Below are 20,491 nucleotides of genomic sequence, written 5' to 3' on the forward strand. Positions count from 1 at the left end.
AAACAAAATGTTATGGGTACCCTATTTACTTTACTTCAACAGGTGAATATTGAAGAAAAAATTAAAAACGCTCCCAACAAGGGTTACGAAATAGGTGTATTTATAGGCTCTATGCTTCCTTTTGTGGTATTGGTAGTCTTGGCCTATGTATTGTACAGATATAACAAAAAGAAAATTAATAAAGAATAATTATGGATATCCTATCTTTTTTTAGCGGTAACGGCCTGTTTCTTTTATTGGCTTTGGTCTTAATCATTATTTATATCGTAAACCGAAATAGGCGCCGGTAATTACCTCGTTTTTAACCATCCCGTAATACTTAACCGTTTTTTGTTAACTGGTTTTACTTCGTGTTCAATAACCTGGCTTTCAAAAATAACCACCCTGCCAGGCAATGGGTAAATACGTTTTTCGCCTTCGTTTAAATACAACACCAACTCGCCACCATATGCTGGTTCCCAGCCTTCTTCATTTAAATAACACACAAAGGATAGTTTACGCCTGTCGTCGTTTTGAAACGTATCTATGTGTTTTTTATAAAATGTCCCTTTAGGGTAAATGGCGTAATGAAACTCTTTGTGGAGAATACCCAAAAAACAGGTCTTGTTCAAATAGGCAATAAAGTCGTTTATCTTATTAAAAAATAAGGCTTCGTCATCAGTGGCTTTGGCTTCATCCATCCAAAAAATAATATCGCCCCGTATAGACCGCTCAAGAGTTTCATTTAATCTGTTGCCTATAGCGGCCTTTTTAAAGGCTTCTTTTTCAAAAGCTTTCAATAGGCCTTCCCTTAACAGGTGCACTTCTTCATTTGTAAAAAAATGGTCAACAATACAATATTGCTGGTTGGCTATATCCGAAATAATCCTTTCATATAACGGATTCTCCTCAAAGTCAATAGACTCAAATAAATGATCCATATAAACACCCCCATAGATCCTTTACGGGGAAAAGTGAGCAAATGTAATCTAAAAACACATCCGTTAAACAAAATCAATGCTTTTCTTCCATAAGAATTTCTCCCTTAACGTTATGGGGTTGAAAAAGCAAACTGGAGGTTGGTGGCTGGAGGCTGGAGGTTAGAGGTTAGAGGTTAGAGGTTAGAGGTTAGAGGTTAGAGGTTAGAGGTTAGTACAAAAATAGAAGATTGATAATTAACAATCCATTATAGGTGTTTGTTTTGTCCTGCATATCCCTACAACGACTAAACTACCGCAAAAGCGATTGGAGCGGCAGCTTTTTTAAAATTTTTGAATTTTAAAAAACTATAGCGTAAAGCGCGGTGGCTTGCCATTTGCCCTAAAAAAACCTCTGCAAAAGCTAATGCTTGTCGTATCCCTAATCTTTGCGGCACCACCTTACAAATGAAAAAATTCATGTACTTTTGTGGTACTAATTTAACAACCAATGAGTGCTATTCGCATTACCAAACAATTCTCTTTCGAAACCGGACACGCCCTTTATGGCTACGATGGTAAATGTAAAAATGTTCATGGGCACAGTTATAAGCTCTCTGTAACCGTTATAGGCAAACCCATTACCGATAGTACCCATGTAAAATATGGTATGGTTATCGATTTTGGGGATTTAAAAAAAATCGTAAAAGAGGAAATTGTAACTATTTTTGATCATGCCACCGTATTCAACAAAAACACGCCCCACGTTGAACTGGCAAAAGAATTGGAAGTTCGCGGCCATAATATTCTATTGGTAGATTACCAGCCCACAAGCGAAATGATGGTGATCGATTTTGCGAAAAAAATAAAACGTCGCTTACCAAGCCATATCAAGCTACATTCTTTAAAGCTTCAGGAAACCGAAAGTTCTTATGCCGAGTGGTTTGATTACGATAATATTTAGGGCGTTACCCTGCCGATAGCCGTCAGGGTCGGGCTTTCCGCGCTACACGGTAGCTTGCTCCAATCCCTAACGCAGACAGTTAAAACCCAAAAACTTTAGTCGGCCACAGTTAAACCAGGCTTTTCTGCTGTTTACTAAGACAATGGCTGTTTGTTTTTTTCAAACTTCGTACTTCTAACTTCTTTACTTATATTTACCGCATGCAAATTCCAGAAGGAAAAAAAATATACTTTGCTTCCGATAACCATTTGGGAGCACCTACCAGAGCGGCTTCCTTGCCACGTGAAAAAAAATTTGTAGCTTGGTTAGATACCGTTAAAAAAGATGCTGCAGCTATTTTTCTTCTTGGCGATTTGTTCGATTTTTGGATGGAATACAAAAAAGTAGTCCCCAAAGGGTTTACCAGAACACTTGGCAAACTGGCAGAAATTAGCGATTCTGGAATCCCCATTTACTATTTTGTGGGCAATCACGACCTGTGGATGAATGGCTATTTCGAGGAAGAATTAAACATTCCCGTTTACCATAAACCCAAAGAATTTACCTTTAACGACAAAACCTTTTTTATTGGCCATGGCGACGGCCTAGGCCCTGGCGACAAAGGTTACAAACGCATGAAAAAAGTGTTTACCAATCCGTTTTGCAAATGGCTTTTCCGTTGGTTGCACCCCGATTTAGGCGTACGTATGGCACAGTACCTTTCGGTAAAAAACAAATTGATTTCGGGCGAAGAAGACGTTACCTTTCTAGGGGAAGAAAACGAATGGCTTGTACAGTATTGCAAACGCAAACTAGAGGACAAACACCGCGATTATTTTGTGTTTGGGCATAGACATTTACCCCTAAATATAGACCTCAACCCTAACTCCAAATACATAAACCTAGGCGACTGGATTAGCTACTACACCTATGGTGTTTTTGATGGAAAAACCCTTGAACTCAAAGAATTTTAGACCTCTTCTTTTTCGTGTTCTTCTATATCTTTTCTTAAATCTAAATGTCTAAGCGTTGGATTTTTTATTCCAATGGTAACTACGGTAACCAAGGTCATAACCCCTCCAAAAACCACAGCGGTTACGGGACCTAATAGTTTAGCGGCCAAACCACTTTCAAAGGCACCCAATTCATTTGAAGAGCCCACAAACATCGAGTTTACAGACGATACGCGTCCGCGCATCTCATCGGGGGTTTTTAACTGTAAAATCGTTTGCCTAATCACCATAGAAATGCCATCGGCAGCACCGCTTAAAAACAATGCCAGAACACTTACCCAAAATATGGATGATAGTCCAAACCCAATAATACAAAGCCCGAAAACAAAAATGGCCACCAACAGTTTAATGCCTGTATTTTTACTAACGGGAATATAAGTTGTTAAAAACATGGTTAGAATACTGCCCAAAGAAATAGAAGCATTTAAAATACCGAAGCCTTTAGAACCCACATGCAATATATCTTGTGCAAAAACCGAAAGCAGGGCTACGGTTCCACCAAATAAAACGGCAATCATATCTAAGGACAGGGCGCCTAAAATAGCTTTGTTACTAAACACAAACTTAACACCAGCTTTTAAACTTTCTTTTACGGACTCTTCTGTTTTTGTATTTAAAATAGGTTTTTTCTTAATTCTAAAAGTCAAAACAAAAGACATACAAACAAGGGCAAACACCAATCCCAAGGTTTTATCGACTCCCATCCAATGGATTGAAAAACCTCCAAACAAAGCTCCCAAAACCGCTGCCGTTTTCCAAGTACTCGTACTCCATGTAGCGGCATTAGGGTATATTTTTTTGGGCACAATCAATGCGACCAAAGAAAATATAGTTGGTCCAAAAAAGGAACGCAAAAATCCTCCAAAAAACACCAAAGCATAAATGCCCAACAGAATACTTTTGGTAGACCAATTGGCTACGACCTTATCCCATGTAAGCAAAAACAACCCAAGACTAATTAATGAAAAGGCGGCGATGCATAAGGCCAAAAGGTTCCGCTTTTCATTTCTATCTACAATATGCCCTGCAAACAATGCCATGGAAAAAGCGGGAATAATTTCCATTAAACCTATTAAACCGAGGCTTAACGGATCTTTGGTTAAGCTATACACTTCCCATTCTATAACAATAAATTGCATAGACCAACCAAATACCAATAGTAAACGCATGAACAAAAAAATGTTGAATTCTTTTATTCTCAACGCTGCATACGGATCGTTTTTTGCCATAACAAACTATAGGTTTGGTTCATTTTTCGTAAATAAATTTAAATAGTCGGTAAATGCATAAAGCCTCCCTCGTTCAAAACCTGTAACCTCTTCTATTATCTTCAAATGTTCCAAATCCCTTAATAATTTATATACAGAAGCAGGTGATTTATCAATAACTTCAGTAACTGAAGCCGCATTTATAATCGGTTTAGTGTATAAATAATCTATAAGTAACTTAGCACTAGCACTTCTTCCTTTTAATGTTTTGATCTTTTCATCTATAGCTTTTTGTAATTGCAAAATGCCATCAAATGTTTTAACACCTTTTTGCGCAGTCTCTATAATGCCTGTTAAAAAAAACTTTAACCATTGTGATAAATCGTTATGCGTTCTTACCCGCATTAAATTGTCATAATAAAGCATTCTGTTTCTTTCAAAAAAATCTGATAAATATAAAATGGGTTGTTTTAAAATACCTTTACTTACTAAATATAGCATTATTAATAATCTTCCAACTCTACCGTTTCCGTCCAAAAAAGGATGAATCGTTTCAAATTGATAGTGTATTATGGCTATTTTAAGTAAATCGGGCAATTGGTTTAACTCATCATTCGCAAATTTTTCAATATCAGACATTAAATCATTTATTGCATTATGATTTGGAGGAATAAATACGGCATCATTTATCGATGCTCCTCCAATCCAATTTTGACTTGTTCTATAAGCTCCGGGTAATTTATGTTCACCCCTTACTCCCTGTAAAAGAATTTTATGTGTTTGTTTGATAAGCCTTGATGAAAAAGGTAAAGTATGTAGCATTTTTACGGCTTGATTCATTGCAGCTATGTAATTTTGTACTTCTTCCCAATCATCCCTTTTTTCGTATGCCACATCTTCTTTGCTTAAAAAAGCATCTTCCATATTGGTTTGTGTACCTTCAATTTTAGACGATTGTGTTGCTTCTTTAGCTATATGCATACTTACATATAGGTCTAAATTCACATACTCCGAATACATATCCAATCTTCCCAAATGCCTATCCGCCTTACTTAATAATGCAAAAACCTGCATATCTGTAATATGCCAATCTCTATTAATTAAATTGGGCTGAAAGCTTTTATAATACCCTTGGTTTATAATTTTACCAGCTTCAAAACTATTCATAAAACTAAAAATGAATGGAGTTATATTTTACAAAAATAGAAAAAACTAAAATAAGAATGCTTTTTATTTTAGTTTTTTGTTAAAAACTAAAATAACCTAAAAATTATTTTAGTTTTTAAGGATTCTATTTGATATCCCTTAATTTCAATTGTAAGCTTACATTACCCTGCCATTCGTTCTCATCGATGGAATAGACTGCACTAAAAGTCTTTCTATTGGAAACCAAGTCTAATTTATCTCCCATACCAAAGCCTATGGCTGTAAGCTTTTGACCTCTCGACTGCGTTCGGGGCGACTGTACCGTAATTCTTAAATGGGTCTGGTCCTCACCAACACATTTGCCATAACCTGTATCAACCAAGCCATCTGTCATAAAAATGGGCGTCATATTACCCGGCCCAAAAGGAGCAAACTGCTTGATAATACGCCAAAGCCTAAAATCGATTTGCTCTAAATCGATCTTAGCATCCACTTTAATTTCGGGCGTTAAAAGATTTCTGTCTATGGTTTTGGACACCTCATCTTCAAAAGCCTGCTTAAAAGCTTCATAATTTTCTTCCTTCAAGGTTAAACCAGCAGCATATTTATGTCCGCCAAACTGTTCAATATGGTCGCTACAGGCTTCAAGAGCGTTATATACATCGAATCCCGACACCGATCGTGCCGATGCGGCCAGCTTCTCACCACTTTTGGTAAAGACCAGCGTGGGCCTGTAATAGGTTTCTGTTAATCGAGAAGCCACAATACCAATAACGCCTTTATGCCAAGTTTCATCATAAACAACAGTAGTAAACCTTTCTTGTTCGCTTTTGGTTTCAATTTGAGCCAAAGCTTCTTCCGTAATTCGCTTATCGGCATCACGTCTATCGGTATTAAAAATTTCTATTTCTGCAGCATACTGTTCCGCTAAAGCTTCATCTGTTTCCGTTAATAAGGTTACAGCATGATTGCCATGTTTCATACGTCCTGCGGCATTAATTCGTGGCGCTATAATAAACACCACATCGGTTATAGTAAGTTCATTTTTCTTGACTTGCGCTATAAGTGCCTGTATGCCTATTCTTGGTGAACTATTAATAACCTGAAGCCCAAAATAAGCCAAAACCCTATTTTCGCCAGTAATGGGCACTATATCTGCTCCAATGGCGATTGCTACTAAATCTAAATATGCCGTTAAATCCTCAATGGTTTTACCTTCTTGCACAGCTAAAGCCTGCACCAATTTAAACCCTACCCCACAGCCACAAAGTTCTTTATACGGATAATTACAATCCACTTGTTTGGGATCCAGCACTGCAATGGCCTCTGGAACATAATCTCCCGGTCTATGGTGGTCGCAAATAATAAAATCTATCCCCTTTTCTTTAGCATAAGCTACTTTCTCTACTGCTTTGATACCACAGTCTAAGGCAATAATTAATGAAAAATCGTTATCGTGGGCAAAATCGATGCCTTGAAATGAAACGCCATAACCTTCTTCATATCGGTCTGGTATATAGGTCGCCACGGCATTTGTTCTGGTCTTTAAATAAGAAGCCATGAGAGCCACCGAAGTTGTTCCGTCGACATCGTAATCGCCATAAACCAAAATGTTCTCGTTGTTCGCTATAGCTTGCTCTACCCGGGCCACAGCCTTATCCATATCCTTCATTAAGAAAGGATCGTGTAAATCGTCTAAACCAGGCCTAAAAAACTTTTTGGCTTGGTCGTAGGTTTCAATCCCTCTTTGAACCAATAGTTTGGCAACTATGGCATCAACTTGAAGCGCTTTTTGTAAGGCTTCTACCTTCTGGGATTCGGGTTTGGGTTTAAGCGTCCAACGCATGTATTATTTTTTTAGTCTAATTCTATTTTTATAGACTTCTTTCCCTTCCACATAAACCTTTATATAGTAACGTTGTTTAGGAAGATAGGATAAGTTATAGTCTAAGGGGCCTTTTCTAAAATTATGATAGGTATGTTCTTCTAAAACTTTAGATTCATCCTCTTGATCAACAATAAGGACTTTCACATTGACCGATGTATTGGAAAAATAATCCAAGGTTATTGGGCCATTGGTTCTTGCTGGAAAAACCCCAATAGAGGGTTGGTTATCCAGTTCGTAAGGCATATCGGTGCGCACTGCAAAATTGTAATTGATGTGGCTGCCAAAATCTGATTTAAATTGTTTTATGGCCCTTCCTAACGAATCTAATAATTTCACTTCGCCGCGGCCATCCTTAGCTTTAAACCAAAACTCCAAACCATCGCCTTCTCTATCACTAAATTTAAAATTATAATTTCCTGGTTTGAGTTTTAAGGTGTCTTGATACACTGTACTCGGTTTCATGTTAATACTATCTTTTTCAAAAGCAATATCTCCAAAACTGTTTTGGATGCGATAGGTATTTTGACCAGGTTTATTATTGGTCTTATAATATACAATAATGGTCTCTGGCAACACATCCGGTCGTTCGTAAGTAGATTGTAATGCATTATCTGCATTAAAAGCATCCTTTTTTCCATTAGGTCGCTTTAAAACCACATGAAATGTAGCCGTTTCTTTTTTGCTGAAAACTTCGGTTGGCAAGGCTATCAATGCCTCTTCGCCAAAAGCAATATGGCCTGTCCATTGGTGTTTTTGAGGTTTTTCACCCTCTAAAAAATAGGCAATAGTCATTTTCTTTAAGGGAGCACTGCCATTATTCTTCACACGAATTACCGGCAAACCTCCAAAGGGATTTTTTCTACTGTTTGTAATACGTGTTGACGGTTGGACGATATCCACCAAGGTTACATCGTGTTGTGCATTTGGTTTTTCATACTCTATAACAAAAGCACTTATAAGCTCATTGGCACTGGGTTTTTCGGTCTCATACGGTTCCATGTTCATCTCTACCGTAAAAGGCTTTCCAGAAACCGTATTAAGCATCACCTCATCGGGCTGTACCAAATAGCCAGGACACCAATTGGCACGATCGAAAATCCAAGTGCCTGCTTGCGGAAACAAAGGGTTGTCCCCACATTCCATCCACAAATCCTTATGGTCTACAATTTCCCCATTAAAAACAATATCGCGGTATTTGCTACAAAACTCCCCACAGCCATTGGCATCCATGCCATGCCCTGTTTGGTGGATCTTAATTTTTGAAAAATTGGTTTTGGGACTCGCATCGATGGTTACCGGAACCAAGTGATTTTCAATAGGGTCGTCTTTATAACCATATTTATAACTACCATCGTAAATTTTGTGCACGGCCACCGGATTTGCCACAGGCGCACCATAAGTGATTTCAAAATCCACGGTCACTTTCCAACCTCGTGTTTTATTGTCCTCGTAACCCGTATGGATATAATCAATTTCGACTTCATCCCTTAAAATAAGACTGAAATCGGTAACATCGACCCGCCATTCGAAACCCCAATCCTTTTGAAAAAAACCACCATAAGGCGTTAGCATACGGGCAATCTCATAAATAGTCGAATCGTTTTTTTGGCGTGCCTTTATATGATCGACATAATCCCAATCGGCACAACGCATGCTATCGGGGCATTGAAATTTTAGGTTTAAAATAATGCTGCGAATATCTTTGGGTTTTTGAGGAAAAACAGCCCAACGTTTATAACTATTACTTCCTTTTGAGGGATCGGTTACGATGGTTTCCCCATCATGTGAAATCACATGGATTTTTTCTTGTGAGTATCCAAATCCAGTAATGAATATGCAAAAAAATAAGAGGCTAAGTTGCTTCATTCTAAACTACTATTTATTAAAAAAGGTGTTAACTTTAACATCAGCAAATTGACGGAACATTTCCATAACGCCACAATATTTTTCAACCGAAAGATCAACCGCTTTTTGAAGTTTTTTTTCGTTTAATGCTGGCCCAAAAAAATGAAAGTCCATCGTGACCTTGTGATAATATTTAGGATGTTCTTCGGTAAGTTCGGCATCAATTTCAATAGTAAAATCGTCTACTTCAAGTTTCATCTTTTTTATAAGTCCACCAACATCTATACCCGAACAACCTGCCAATGCCGATAGCATTAATGCCTTGGGGCGATAGCCCTCGCCATTACCGCCACCTGCTTCTCCTGCATCGATAAACAGATTATGCCCAGACGGATTATTACTTTCAAACTTCGTGTTACCCAACCACTTTGTTGTTATGTGATTTGTCATTTTTTCTGAATTATTTTTTGTTACTTGTCTGTTCAAAAATACTACTAAAAAATATAATTATGCCTTTAGTATCACCTTTATCTGCCGACCATGATATAGAAACCAAAGCACTTGCAAAATTCTTTAACGAAACTTTAGGATTTTGCCCAAATTCGGTGCTTACCATGCAACATCGCCCCGCCATAAGTAAGGCGTTTATTAATTTAAATAAAGCGGTGATGGTCAATGAAGGCCGCGTAACCTCTGCTTTAAAGCGCATGATCGCATGGGTTAGCAGTAACGCCACGGGCTGCAGATATTGCCAAGCACATGCCATTCGTGCTGCGGAGCGCTATGGAGCAGAGCAGGAACAGTTGGACCATATTTGGGACTACCGTACACACTCTGCTTTTTCTGAAGCTGAACGTGCTGCGCTAGACTTTAGTTTAGCGGCCTCACAAATACCCAATGCGGTTGATGAGAATATCAAACGCCGTTTATATGAACACTGGAACGAAGGTGAAATTGTGGAAATGCTAGGGGTGATTTCTCTGTTTGGTTACCTCAACCGTTGGAACGACAGCATGGCTACCTCTATTGAAGATGGGGCCGTTGAAAGTGGTGAAAAGTATTTAGGGAAACATGGCTGGAGCCAAGGGAAACATGTTTAGGCCGCTTTGTTTTTAGATTTTTAAAGATTTAGCTTTTAAATTGCTTTATTGATTAGAGCTTATATGGTTAATCCTTTCTGAGGCTAGTAATTCCAAAACTGCAATCCTACAAAACCATTCTGTATCATAAAAACACTTAGATAGACCATTGCATATGCTGTAATAAAATAGAAACTTTTTGAAACAATTGAACGTGTTCTTAACACTCTTTTCATTCCAAAAAACAAAAAGAAAGCAGTAGCTAAGGGGAAAGTCAAACTGGCTAAATAAAAACTAATGGTTCTTAGGTTTTTATCTCCCATTGCAATTTGGTCTATCGGGTTTAAAGATATTCCAGTCCAAAGCATTACCATGACACCTATTGAAGCTATTAAAATAAAAACATTGGGTATGCTTACTTTTAGTTTGCGTCGAAAGAGTTTAATTATGGCATTTATAACAATAATTAAAAGACCAATGACCAAAACAAAAAAGCTTGCAAAAAAAGAAACTTTTTTAAAATAATATAAAAACTTAGAAGTCTTTTTAAAATAAACCATAGAGGTTCCAGAATCCCATACAACCATGGGTTCATTATCAACATCGTACATTAGCCCTGCAGATGCAAAATTCATCTGTCTTTCAAATTCCTTATCAACTCTCTTTAATGGTATAACGTGCTCCTTTATCTTTTTAAAGGCTTTATATTTTCTCATTTTTAGCCCGCCATCAAAAAAAACAGTGTCGTTATCTATTTTTAAGCTTCCTGCAAATCTAATCTTGTCAAAGAAGAGCAACAACCCATTTCTTGAATTTTGAGCCACGTAAAATCCTTCAAAAGGTTTAGCTATTTTGGCTTCTGTACATTTTCTAACTTCTTTAACACTATAATCCTGAAGAAGAAATGCATTTAATAGCTTTCTAATTCGGGGAATGGCATAACTGCAATTTGTTGCCACATAATAACCAATTCCTTCGTCTCTATTATACATAAAAAAAGAACTGTTCCAAGCTATACCATTATGACCAAAAAGCCTTACTTCTCTCAAACCAGGTTTATTGCCTAAACCATATCTGCCTTCTAACTGTAGTTGAGATTCATAGCTAGTCACACCATTTTCCATGCGGTCTATAGATTCTTTTTTCACTATTGGATATTCCTTTTTGTTTACCGATAAATAAAAATCCAGATACTTTAGCATATCATTGGATGAGGTTATAACAAAGGATGCCGGTCGTTGCAAAAAATTCTTGCCAATACCTCCATTTGGGAAAAGAGGTATGCTTTTCTGTTTTTCAAAATCATATGTATAGGGAACTGTTATGTTAGGATATTTTGTGGTAAACCCTCGTAATTTAGTTTGTGTCATTTCCATGGGATCCAATATGCTTTGTTTGATATAGTCCTCAAAAGGCATTCCTGTAATTTTTTCAATGATATAGCCGGCAACTGTGTAATTGATGTTTGAATATGAAAACATGGTACCTGGCCTCCATCTGCTTTGAAGTGCATTAGGGTATTTGTTTAATAGCTCCTTTAGTGTGTAATGGTCATTTTCATCTCCTATAAAGTTATTATATCGCGTTTCATCAAATCCTGTAGTATGTTCAAGCACCATTTCTAATGTAATAGGGGACTCATCACTCCACTCATTTTTGAATTTAATTTCTGGAATTACTTCTTTTATAGGGGTCGTTAACCTTATCTTATTGTCTTCAACTAGTTTCAAAATACCCAGTGCAATAAAGTTCTTACTTGTAGAAGCAATAAACATAATTGAGTTTTTAGTTAATGGTGTACTATTTTCAATATCAGAAAAACCCAATCCGCCTGCCCAATAAAGCGAATCCTTTTTATTAATAACAGCAAGGGAAATTCCAGGAATATCTTCCTCTTGCATAATTGTGTTTATAGAGTCTCTTACTTGGTTAAATGATAATTTTTGACCAAATAAAGTTGAACAAACAAATGTGAAAACCACAAAAAAACTAAACTTCATAACTAAGTAATAAGAATTATACTTTCACTATGACTATTTAATTTGATTAAAGGTTACAAATACAGATAAATGATTTTGAATATTTTAAGTTGGTGAAGTGTCATTTAAACATATGCTATATTAGCAACAAGTCTTCTTAACTCCGGCAATACCTCTGTTTCAAACCAAGGGTTTTTGCTTAGCCAAAACCTATTTCGGGGCGAGGGGTGTGGTAAGGGCAAATACTTGGGCAAATACTCTTTGTAGTTTTTTACGGTTTCGGTTAGTGTTTTCTTGGCCTCTGATTTCAAGTAATAATTTTGGGCATACGTCCCTATTAAAAGCACCAATTCTACTTGCTTTAAGTTCTCCAATAAAGGTTCATGCCATTGTGGTGCACATTCTGGGCGAGGTGGCAAATCGCCCGATGTTCCCCTTCCGGGATAGCAAAACCCCATAGGAATGATGGCAAATTTTGTGGCATCGTAAAAATCTTCATCTGTAACCCCTAGCCATTTCCGCAACTGCTTGCCACTAGGGTCATCCCACGGCACACCTGATGCGTGCACTTTGGTTCCTGGCGCCTGCCCAATAATAACAATTTTAGATTCAGGATGTGCCGACATAACGGGTCGTGGTCCCAATGGCAAATGATCTTTGCAAATGGTACATTGTCTTATTTCTTCTAGTAAAGCATCCATTAAAGCCAAAATTTTCCTTTTAAGACTTTCCTCATTAAGTCCAACCCATAAGCTTAGCTACTTACCCCATTGGGTCAAATCAATAATTTTATGATAAATGGCATTATTTTCATAGATCCCTTGAAAGCTTTCAGCTCCTGGGCCATAAGCAAATACCGGAATTAAAGTCGCTGAATGTCCTCCTGTTGAAAAGCTCCCTTTAATTTTATTATAGTCTCCATTCTCTGAAGCAAGCGTAAACCCTCCCGTTTCATGATCGGCCGTCACAACAACCAGTGTGTTTCCTTCCTTCTCAGCATAATCAAGAGCTTCTCCAATAACTTTACTAAAATCCTTTACTTCTTCAACAATATAGTTAGAATCATTGGCATGGCCTCCCCAATCTATTTGGGAACCTTCTACCATTAGAAAAAAACCGGCCTTGTTTTTAGAGAGGTAATTAACTCCCAAGCGAGTTGCCTCACTTAAAAAGTCACCACGGCCTTCACTCATTTTAGGCATACTCTTTGGGGCCAATAAAAACCCATATTTTTTATTGACATCTAAGCTTTGGGAAGTGTTAAGCGCAACCGTATCGACAACAAATCCATTCTTAGTAAAAGCAATGCTCAAATCGACACTATCCTTACGGTTAAAAAAGAAATCCTTACCCGCCCCCGCAAAGAAATCTATGGGCGACTCAGGTAATTGTGCTGCAATGGCTTCTTCCATGCTTCTACGCTTAACATGGGCGAAAAAAGACGCTGGTGTAGCATGTGTAACCGAAGAGGTGCTAATCACTCCCGTTGCCACTTTATTTTCTGAAGCCTTATCGGTTATTAGCGGTACCGCCAATGTGTCCTGATCCATCCCAATAGCGCCATTATAGGTTTTTATACCCGCTGAAAAAGCTGTCGCTCCTGCTGCCGAATCGGTAATCAAATCACTTTGGGAAGATGTTTTTATAAATCCTATTTGCTTGAATCGCTCAAAACTGGAAGTTTCATTCCCAAAATAAAAGCTACTTGAGACCTGCGAGACCCCCATTCCGTCTCCTATTAATAGAATGACATTTTTAGGCTTTTTTGGAGTCTCCTCTTTTGTTGCTTCTTTAGATTTACATGCCGATATTAAAACAAAGGCACTGAGTAGTATTGGTGATAATTTACAGGATATCATGGTATTCTTTATTTTTAATTAGATATTTTTTTTGTTAATGGGTCACCTTTAAAAAGCAAGCCTTCGAAACCGGTTTTCATAAAGTTTCTAATATTTTGGTGTCCTGTACCATTAGGGTCTTTCAATACGTCTTCATAATAGTAGGTCCCAAAACACGCCAAGGTTTCTTCCTTAGTAAATTCTTGCAGTTTTGCAAAAGCAAACAGTTTGCAAGAGCCTGAGTTTTCCCCAGCTTCATTCTGTAAAGTCCCATTTTTAAAAGCCGTAGGTGTAAACTCGTAAATAGCATCAATTAGCTGTATGGTTTCCGAAAAGGCTATTGCTTCTGGTGACTGTTTAAGCTTATTTTTAAATGTATCTAAAGTCATTTTGTTTCTATTTTGTTATCCATATTTAAAATCCAGTCATATAATAAGCTTATCCATGTACGGAGGTGTTGGTCCTCTAAAGACATACCAAAGCCATGACCTCCTGTTTCGTATATTTGTATTTCTGCAGGAACACCTGCTTTTTTCAATTGCTTATAAAACACCTGGCTATTTTCTATAGGGACTCCTTTGTCATCTTGGGCATGTGCCAAAAATGTGGGCGGAGTTGAACTATCAATATGTAATTCATTGGAATAATAATCCAAGAGCCCCTGTTTTGGGTCTTTTCCCAACAGATTATTTACAGATCCCTTATGGGCATAGGCTGCATTCATATTGATAACAGGATACAATAAAGCCATAAAATCGGGTCTTGCGCTTAATGAATCTTCTGGAGCCGATGGCAAATAAGTTTCTTCATCGTAATGCACCCCTAATGTCGATGCCAAATGGCCACCGGCAGAAAACCCCAGCACTCCAATATCGGTTGTGGATATCCCCCATTGTGCCGCATTTTGACGCACCAACCTTATCGCTTTTTGGGCATCTTGAAGCGGGGCCTTATGGGGTACAATCAATGAGTTTGATGTCGGTAAACGATATTTCAAGACAAAAGCTGCAATGCCTCTTTTTTGAAACCACTCTGCTACGCTTGTCCCTTCCTTTTCATAGGCTAGAATACTATAACCTCCTCCTGGACATATAATTACGGCTTTGTGGGTGTTAACCGAATTGGAAGGCAAATAACAAGCTAAGGTTGGGTTTTGAACGTTTCCAATGCGTAATATATCTGTTCTTATGGCTTCCTCTTTTTCTAAGCTAACTCTCTGATTGGGAACACCGTCTCCCCACAAGGGAAGGATGCAATTTTGAGCCTGACACATATTAACTGCAATTATGGCTTTAATACTTAAAAAAAACGAAAAATGGCATTTTACAATGCTTCTAACAATATTCATTAAGGTTTACTTTTTCCTCCTACCACAATAACAATTTCTCCCTTGGGAGGCTTTTGGGTATAGTGTTCTAAAACTTCTTTAGCCGTTCCCCTAACGGTTTCCTCATATAGCTTAGTAAGTTCCCGCGACACGGAAACAGGCCTATCTTCACCAAAATACTCACAAAAGTGCGTTAAGGTTTTAAGTAGTTTATGTGGTGACTCATAAAAAATCATGGTTCGGGTTTCCTCGGCCAACATGAGCAGTCTGGTTTGCCTTCCTTTTTTAACTGGTAAAAAGCCTTCAAACACAAATTTGTCGTTAGGCAGGCCAGAGTTAACCAAGGCAGGCACAAAAGCAGTAGCTCCTGGCAAACACTCTACTTCAATCCCATGTTCTATGGCTGCCCTCGTGAGCAAAAACCCAGGGTCTGAAATGGCCGGCGTACCAGCATCGCTTATCAAAGCAATGGATTGTCCCGATTTTAATTTTTGCAAAACACTTTCAACCGTTTTGTGCTCGTTGTGCATATGGTGGGATTGCATATGCGTTGTAATCTCGAAATGTTTTAAGAGTTTTCCAGATGTACGGGTATCTTCGGCTAAAATTAAATCGACTTGTTTTAAGACGTCTATAGCTCTAAACGTCATATCCCTTAAATTGCCAATAGGTGTTGGTACCAAGTAAAGTTTACTCACTAAATTATATTTTTAGTTTAATTTTTATTTTATTCAACATAGCTACAATGGCAATTATTGCAAACGAAAACAATAACGATTTTAAGAGCCCCACGTTACCATCTGAAAGTCCTTCAAATAAACTAAAACCTCCGGTCATTACCAAAATTGGATAGACAAAATAAGGCATCACATAACAGGTAAGGGTATTAGTCCCCGCAATTTTAAAAGGACGTGCCCATAAGCTAAACTTTAACTTATCAACAATAATGTATATCATCAAAAAACTCATGGCGCTTATACCTATGCAGACCGAAGTCCAAGAAGGCGTTGCCCTAATTTTTGAAAACCCGCCCCAATACGGTCTCATTAAGAATCCATAAATAAGGGATGCTGCCGCCAAAATAAGCAAGGCCATTATAAAAACAGGTTCTTTGTTCAATCTTTGATACTTTAAAAGCAAGCTTCCTGCAACCATACCCGCACAAACCGAAGCATGCATAGAAGCACTAACAACCAGTTTGAAGGTTGGGATTTGGGTAAATGACGTAAATTCTTGAATATTCAATAATTGAAAGATTATAAAAGCCATAATGAGAAAAACAATCCGTTTCCCCAGGTAAATATAAATAACTGTATTAAACAAATAAGCCCAACCTATTAAGCCCAAGATACCCCACCAATGGGTTTTCATCCATTCCATATGACCTGTTGAACCGCCTTTGTAAATCGCAGCCAAAAAAACAAACAATGCCACTCCTATGGTTTGCAGTAGCAAAATTTTATGCTTTCCTGTATGCTCAAACGGCCTGTAATACAACCAAACCAAAAAGATAGCGATAACCATAATGATTTCCCATAGATGCTTGCTTATGATTAATGCTTGAGCATTGATATTTTCAAAATTAACCATAAAAATACCCATGACAATCAATGCCAATGTCCTTTTAAAAACATGTTTTAAAATTGTTGTATTGTTTTGTTGCTTGTCTCTTCTGGATTTAATGGCATAAGGAATAGATAAACCAACAATAAAAAGAAATGCAGGGAAAATAACATCTGAAAAACCAATCCCATCTACATTGGCCGCTTTATGCCCTAACCATTCCGGAACATTGGTCAAGGTCCAAAAGTCGTTCACAAATATCATTAAAAACATAGTTATGGCTCTAAAAACATCAACCGAAGCGATTCTTTTAGAGCCAAAGGGCGTTGTATTTGCGATGTTGCTTTTACTCAAATTTACTTTCAATAATTTCCATAAATCGAGTTTCAAACTCCTCTTTGTCGTTCCAATTATTATAGTCTGGCTTCACCATATCCTCTATAAACCGTTTGGCTTCATCAAAAGAGGCTTTAGTGTTTAACTGCGAAACGACACGATCGTAATCTTCATTCTTACCATCGAACAGGTGTTTAGTAAAGGCTATTTTATCGTTAAGGCCAATGTTTAGCCTACCCGTCTTTATTTTATCGTTTAGTGATTTTTTATCTTTAGATACGCCATTTTGATTTTTTAACACGGGCTCAAAAATAGGGGTATCTTCAAAACCGGCCGTGATATCCTCTAAGTTACCCTTATGGGGCTTTTTTTCGGGTATGGCTTCTTCAAAAACGGTATCAATCTCTTGAACCTCATCTGGCATCTGGGAGACCATATCCTTAATCTTGTTCATTACCGGCTCCATAATATCATCCTCTTCAACTTCATCAAGGTTGATGTATATTTTATCTTCAACTTCAATATTATCGCTTACTTTATTATTGAAGGCAGTATCAAGCATGCCAAAAAATGAGGAGTCACTACCTATGGTTGGCATGTCACCCTCAAAATTTTCATGGGCAAACTTTAACACCGATAGTTTTTCATACAACGCAGTAACCTCGGCATGCATCTTAATAACATCTTCTTTCCCTCTTAGCTTTAAAATGCGATGCGCTATGCTTACTAACTCAGACTCAAGCTTCTTCTTCATTATTTTTTATTTTAAAATTAATGCCTTTTAGGCTTTTGATTTTTAATAAATTTACGCCACCTTTATACAAACGAAAAACGGCTAGGTTTTAGTGTTAAATTTACAAAATGTTTCTTGAAAATACGGTAAATCATAAAGAACAATTTGGTTGGATAGAAGTCATCTGTGGTTCTATGTTTTCTGGAAAAACAGAAGAACTTATCCGAAGGCTTAAGCGTGCCCAAATTGCAAGGCAGAAAGTGGAGATTTTTAAACCTGTCCTCGATGTGCGTTATGATGAAGAGAAGGTGGTCTCGCACGACGCCAACGAAATTCGCTCGACACCCGTTCCTGCAGCAGCAAACATTCCTATTTTGGCCGATGGCTGTGATGTGGTAGGCATAGACGAAGCCCAATTTTTCGATGACGAAATAGTTCGTGTGTGTAACGATCTGGCCAACAAAGGTATTCGTGTTATCGTAGCCGGATTGGATATGGATTTTAAGGGAAACCCCTTTGGCCCCATGCCCAACCTAATGGCGACTGCCGAGTATGTTACAAAGGTACATGCCGTTTGTACCAGAACGGGCAATTTGGCACAATACAGCTACCGAAAAGCCAAAAGCGATAACCTTGTTCTCCTTGGTGAGGTTGAAGAATACGAACCTTTAAGCCGAGCTGCTTACCATAAGGCTACCATGCGCGATAAGGTTCGTAATATGAAAGTGAACGATGCCGAAGAAATTACCCCTAAAACTAAAGAACCCGATGCCTAAAGCGCAAGAAACCCTACTGGAAATAGATTTAAATGCGCTCAAACACAATTTTGAACACCTTAAATCGAAACTATTAAAAAACACTAAGTTTTTAGCTGTCGTCAAGGCCTTTGCCTATGGCAACGATGCTTGTGAAATTGCAAAGTATTTACAGGACCTTCAGGCAGACTATTTTGCAGTGGCCTATGCAAATGAAGGTGCCGCCTTAAGAAATGCAGGTATAACAACACCTATTTTAGTTTTGCATCCCCAAATTACAAACTTTAAAACCATAATTGCACATCAATTAGAGCCGAGTTTGTACAGCGCTAAAATTTTAAATGAATTTATTGCTTTAGCTTCGGCAGAAAACCTAAAGGACTATCCCGTCCATATAAAATTCAATACCGGTTTAAATCGTTTGGGCTTTTGGGAAAATGAAGTGGATGATATCATCTCCAAATTAAAAGAAACGCCTTCGGTTCATGTCGCTTCACTGTTTTCACATTTAGCGGCCAGCGAAGATGAAAAAGAAAAAGCGTTTAACCTACAACAAATAAATACATTTAAAAATATTGCCCAAAGGTTCATTCAAAAGATAGGCTATAAACCTATGCTGCATCTCTGCAATACTTCAGGCATTTTAAATTATCCCGAAGCACATCTGGATATGGTTAGAAGTGGTATAGGGCTATATGGCTTTGGAAACGCTAAAACCGAAAGCGCCCTTTTAAAGCCCATAGCTACTTTAAAGACAATCATTTCACAAATTCATACCATAGAGCAAGGTGAAAGTGTTGGGTATAATAGAGCGTTTAAGTCGGAGACCATTACAAGAACCGCCACCTTACCCATTGGGCATGCCGATGGTATCTCAAGAATTTATGGTAAGAACAAGGGCTATGTTACCATAAATGGACAAAAAGCGCCAATTATAGGCAACGTGTGTATGGACATGATTATGGTAAACATTACAAACATCGATTGTCAAGAGGGCGATGAAGTTATTGTTTTTGGTGCACATTCTACTTCTGCCGAGGACTTAGCCGAAGCCGCCAACACCATTTCATACGAATTAATAACTGGTATATCCCAACGGGTTAAACGTGTCTTAATTAGGTAACCCTTCTTAACCAACAAAAAGGGCACACAACACATATTGCCTCTATAGTTTTTTTAGGGCAAATGGCAAGCCACCGTGCTATACGCTATAGTTTTTTAAAATTTTTGGATTTTAAAAAAGCTGCCGCTCCTATCACTTTTGCAGTATGTTAAGCATTTGAAGTTAGGGGCTAATAAAAAATAATTTTCCATGCGCAGGTTCTTGGTTCTTAATCTAACTTCCAACATCCAGCATAGATATTTTGCTTTTTTTTCCTACTTTAGTAATTCACTAACATAAATTTAATTAATCATGCTAAAAGAATTTAAAGAGTTTGCAATAAAGGGCAACCTTGTAGACATTGCAATAGGTTTCGTTATGGGTGCCGCTTTTAAACAAGTAGTAACCTCATTTACAGGAGGTATTGTCTCACCACTAATTGGGTTGATCTTTAAAGCAGACTTTAAAGATTTAAAGCTAGAACTAAAAGAAGCCGTTGTAGATGCAACAGGCCAAGTAACTACAGATGCCGTGTTTTTGGAGTACGGTACATTTTTAACCCATGTGATAGACTTTTTAATTGTAGCATTTGTTATGTTTATGGTGGTTAAGGGCGTGAATAAAATGAAGAAAAAAGAAGAACCTGCCCCAGAAGCTCCAAAAGGACCAAGCCAAGAAGAGTTACTTGCAGAAATAAGAGATTTATTGAAAAAATAACAATGTGTTAAATAAATAACTTTGTGTTATTTGTTGTTAAAAAGCCTTAGTTCTCAGAAAACAAAGGCTTTTTTTGTGCGCTACATTTTAAATATTATATAATTTTGTGACTCAAATTTTAAA

At 37.7% G+C, this 20,491-nt stretch carries 22 protein-coding genes; 7 read left to right on the forward strand and 15 right to left on the reverse strand.

The genetic code is table 11. From position 1 onward, the window contains the following. The first annotated feature begins 12 nt into the window (after positions 1 to 12). The gene (locus MR062_RS06010) at positions 13 to 189 is read left to right on the forward strand and encodes a hypothetical protein (RefSeq protein WP_242203188.1); all 177 of its coding nucleotides are present in this window, start codon (positions 13 to 15) and stop codon (positions 187 to 189) included. A 101-nt stretch (positions 190 to 290) separates the two neighbouring features. Here MR062_RS06010 and MR062_RS06015 read toward each other — a convergent pair whose 3' ends face one another. Further along, on the reverse strand, positions 291 to 920 hold the full coding sequence (locus MR062_RS06015) for a 2OG-Fe(II) oxygenase (RefSeq protein WP_242203189.1): 630 nt from the start codon (positions 918 to 920) through the stop codon (positions 291 to 293). Positions 921 to 1,204: 284 nt separating this feature from the next. Further along, a complete protein-coding gene (locus MR062_RS06020) occupies positions 1,205 to 1,378 on the reverse strand; it encodes a hypothetical protein (RefSeq protein WP_242203190.1) in 174 nt (57 codons plus the stop codon). 29 nt (positions 1,379 to 1,407) lie between these two features. On the opposite strand from MR062_RS06020, the gene MR062_RS06025 reads away from it, so the two are divergent. Then, complete coding sequence (locus MR062_RS06025) at positions 1,408 to 1,860, forward strand: 6-pyruvoyl trahydropterin synthase family protein (protein WP_242203191.1); 453 nt, start codon at positions 1,408 to 1,410, stop codon at positions 1,858 to 1,860. Between the two features lie 200 nt (positions 1,861 to 2,060). After that, positions 2,061 to 2,813 (forward strand): UDP-2,3-diacylglucosamine diphosphatase, encoded by a 753-nt coding sequence (locus MR062_RS06030; protein ID WP_242203192.1) that lies wholly within the window; start codon positions 2,061 to 2,063, stop codon positions 2,811 to 2,813. On the opposite strand, the gene MR062_RS06035 is transcribed toward MR062_RS06030, so the two are convergent. The 5 genes from MR062_RS06035 to MR062_RS06055 form a co-directional block, all read right to left on the reverse strand. Continuing rightward, on the reverse strand, positions 2,810 to 4,081 hold the full coding sequence (locus tag MR062_RS06035) for an MFS transporter (protein ID WP_242203193.1): 1,272 nt from the start codon (positions 4,079 to 4,081) through the stop codon (positions 2,810 to 2,812). The genes MR062_RS06030 and MR062_RS06035 overlap by 4 nt on opposite strands. 6 nt (positions 4,082 to 4,087) lie before the next feature. Continuing rightward, positions 4,088 to 5,227, reverse strand: coding sequence for a Fic family protein (locus tag MR062_RS06040; protein ID WP_242203194.1), 1,140 nt, complete (start codon positions 5,225 to 5,227; stop codon positions 4,088 to 4,090). Positions 5,228 to 5,351: 124 nt separating this feature from the next. Then, positions 5,352 to 7,052 (reverse strand): single-stranded-DNA-specific exonuclease RecJ, encoded by a 1,701-nt coding sequence (recJ, locus tag MR062_RS06045; protein WP_242203195.1) that lies wholly within the window; start codon positions 7,050 to 7,052, stop codon positions 5,352 to 5,354. Positions 7,053 to 7,055: 3 nt separating this feature from the next. Beyond that, the gene (locus MR062_RS06050) at positions 7,056 to 8,960 is read right to left on the reverse strand and encodes a peptide-N-glycosidase F-related protein (protein WP_242203196.1); all 1,905 of its coding nucleotides are present in this window, start codon (positions 8,958 to 8,960) and stop codon (positions 7,056 to 7,058) included. A gap of 9 nt (positions 8,961 to 8,969) precedes the next feature. Further along, positions 8,970 to 9,389: an OsmC family protein gene (locus tag MR062_RS06055; RefSeq protein ID WP_242203197.1), complete on the reverse strand. Its 420-nt coding sequence runs from the start codon at positions 9,387 to 9,389 to the stop codon at positions 8,970 to 8,972. Between the two features lie 59 nt (positions 9,390 to 9,448). Between MR062_RS06055 and MR062_RS06060 the strand changes: the two genes are divergently transcribed. Continuing rightward, positions 9,449 to 10,039, forward strand: a complete 591-nt coding sequence (locus MR062_RS06060) for a carboxymuconolactone decarboxylase family protein (protein ID WP_242203198.1) — start codon at positions 9,449 to 9,451, stop codon at positions 10,037 to 10,039. Positions 10,040 to 10,122: 83 nt separating this feature from the next. Here MR062_RS06060 and MR062_RS06065 read toward each other — a convergent pair whose 3' ends face one another. The 8 genes from MR062_RS06065 to MR062_RS06100 form a co-directional block, all read right to left on the reverse strand. Next, positions 10,123 to 12,018, reverse strand: coding sequence for a serine hydrolase domain-containing protein (locus MR062_RS06065; protein WP_262916821.1), 1,896 nt, complete (start codon positions 12,016 to 12,018; stop codon positions 10,123 to 10,125). Between the two features lie 104 nt (positions 12,019 to 12,122). Then, on the reverse strand, positions 12,123 to 12,698 hold the full coding sequence (locus MR062_RS06070; protein WP_242203200.1) for a uracil-DNA glycosylase family protein: 576 nt from the start codon (positions 12,696 to 12,698) through the stop codon (positions 12,123 to 12,125). A gap of 57 nt (positions 12,699 to 12,755) precedes the next feature. Beyond that, positions 12,756 to 13,856 (reverse strand): alkaline phosphatase, encoded by a 1,101-nt coding sequence (locus MR062_RS06075; RefSeq protein WP_242203201.1) that lies wholly within the window; start codon positions 13,854 to 13,856, stop codon positions 12,756 to 12,758. Between the two features lie 14 nt (positions 13,857 to 13,870). Beyond that, positions 13,871 to 14,224, reverse strand: coding sequence for a HopJ type III effector protein (locus tag MR062_RS06080; protein WP_242203202.1), 354 nt, complete (start codon positions 14,222 to 14,224; stop codon positions 13,871 to 13,873). Next, the gene (locus MR062_RS06085; protein WP_242203203.1) at positions 14,221 to 15,183 is read right to left on the reverse strand and encodes an alpha/beta hydrolase; all 963 of its coding nucleotides are present in this window, start codon (positions 15,181 to 15,183) and stop codon (positions 14,221 to 14,223) included. The genes MR062_RS06080 and MR062_RS06085 overlap by 4 nt, the downstream gene beginning before the upstream one ends. After that, positions 15,183 to 15,860 (reverse strand): 16S rRNA (cytidine(1402)-2'-O)-methyltransferase, encoded by a 678-nt coding sequence (rsmI, locus tag MR062_RS06090; RefSeq protein ID WP_242203204.1) that lies wholly within the window; start codon positions 15,858 to 15,860, stop codon positions 15,183 to 15,185. The genes MR062_RS06085 and rsmI overlap by 1 nt, the downstream gene beginning before the upstream one ends. 4 nt (positions 15,861 to 15,864) lie before the next feature. After that, positions 15,865 to 17,079, reverse strand: a complete 1,215-nt coding sequence (locus tag MR062_RS06095; RefSeq protein WP_242203205.1) for a DUF5009 domain-containing protein — start codon at positions 17,077 to 17,079, stop codon at positions 15,865 to 15,867. Continuing rightward, positions 17,072 to 17,815: a hypothetical protein gene (locus MR062_RS06100; protein WP_242203206.1), complete on the reverse strand. Its 744-nt coding sequence runs from the start codon at positions 17,813 to 17,815 to the stop codon at positions 17,072 to 17,074. The genes MR062_RS06095 and MR062_RS06100 overlap by 8 nt, the downstream gene beginning before the upstream one ends. A 107-nt stretch (positions 17,816 to 17,922) precedes the next feature. On the opposite strand from MR062_RS06100, the gene MR062_RS06105 reads away from it, so the two are divergent. From MR062_RS06105 to mscL, 3 genes are all read left to right on the forward strand, one after another. Beyond that, on the forward strand, positions 17,923 to 18,570 hold the full coding sequence (locus MR062_RS06105; protein ID WP_242203207.1) for a thymidine kinase: 648 nt from the start codon (positions 17,923 to 17,925) through the stop codon (positions 18,568 to 18,570). Then, the gene (gene alr / locus MR062_RS06110; protein ID WP_242203208.1) at positions 18,563 to 19,672 is read left to right on the forward strand and encodes an alanine racemase; all 1,110 of its coding nucleotides are present in this window, start codon (positions 18,563 to 18,565) and stop codon (positions 19,670 to 19,672) included. Before MR062_RS06105 ends, alr begins: the two co-directional genes overlap by 8 nt. Before the next feature lie 291 nt (positions 19,673 to 19,963). Further along, complete coding sequence (mscL, locus tag MR062_RS06115) at positions 19,964 to 20,368, forward strand: large-conductance mechanosensitive channel protein MscL (protein WP_242203209.1); 405 nt, start codon at positions 19,964 to 19,966, stop codon at positions 20,366 to 20,368. Positions 20,369 to 20,491 lie beyond the last annotated feature (123 nt).

The sequence above is a fragment of the Aestuariivivens insulae genome, assembly GCF_022662195.1.
GTDB classification, from domain to species: domain Bacteria; phylum Bacteroidota; class Bacteroidia; order Flavobacteriales; family Flavobacteriaceae; genus Aestuariivivens; species Aestuariivivens insulae.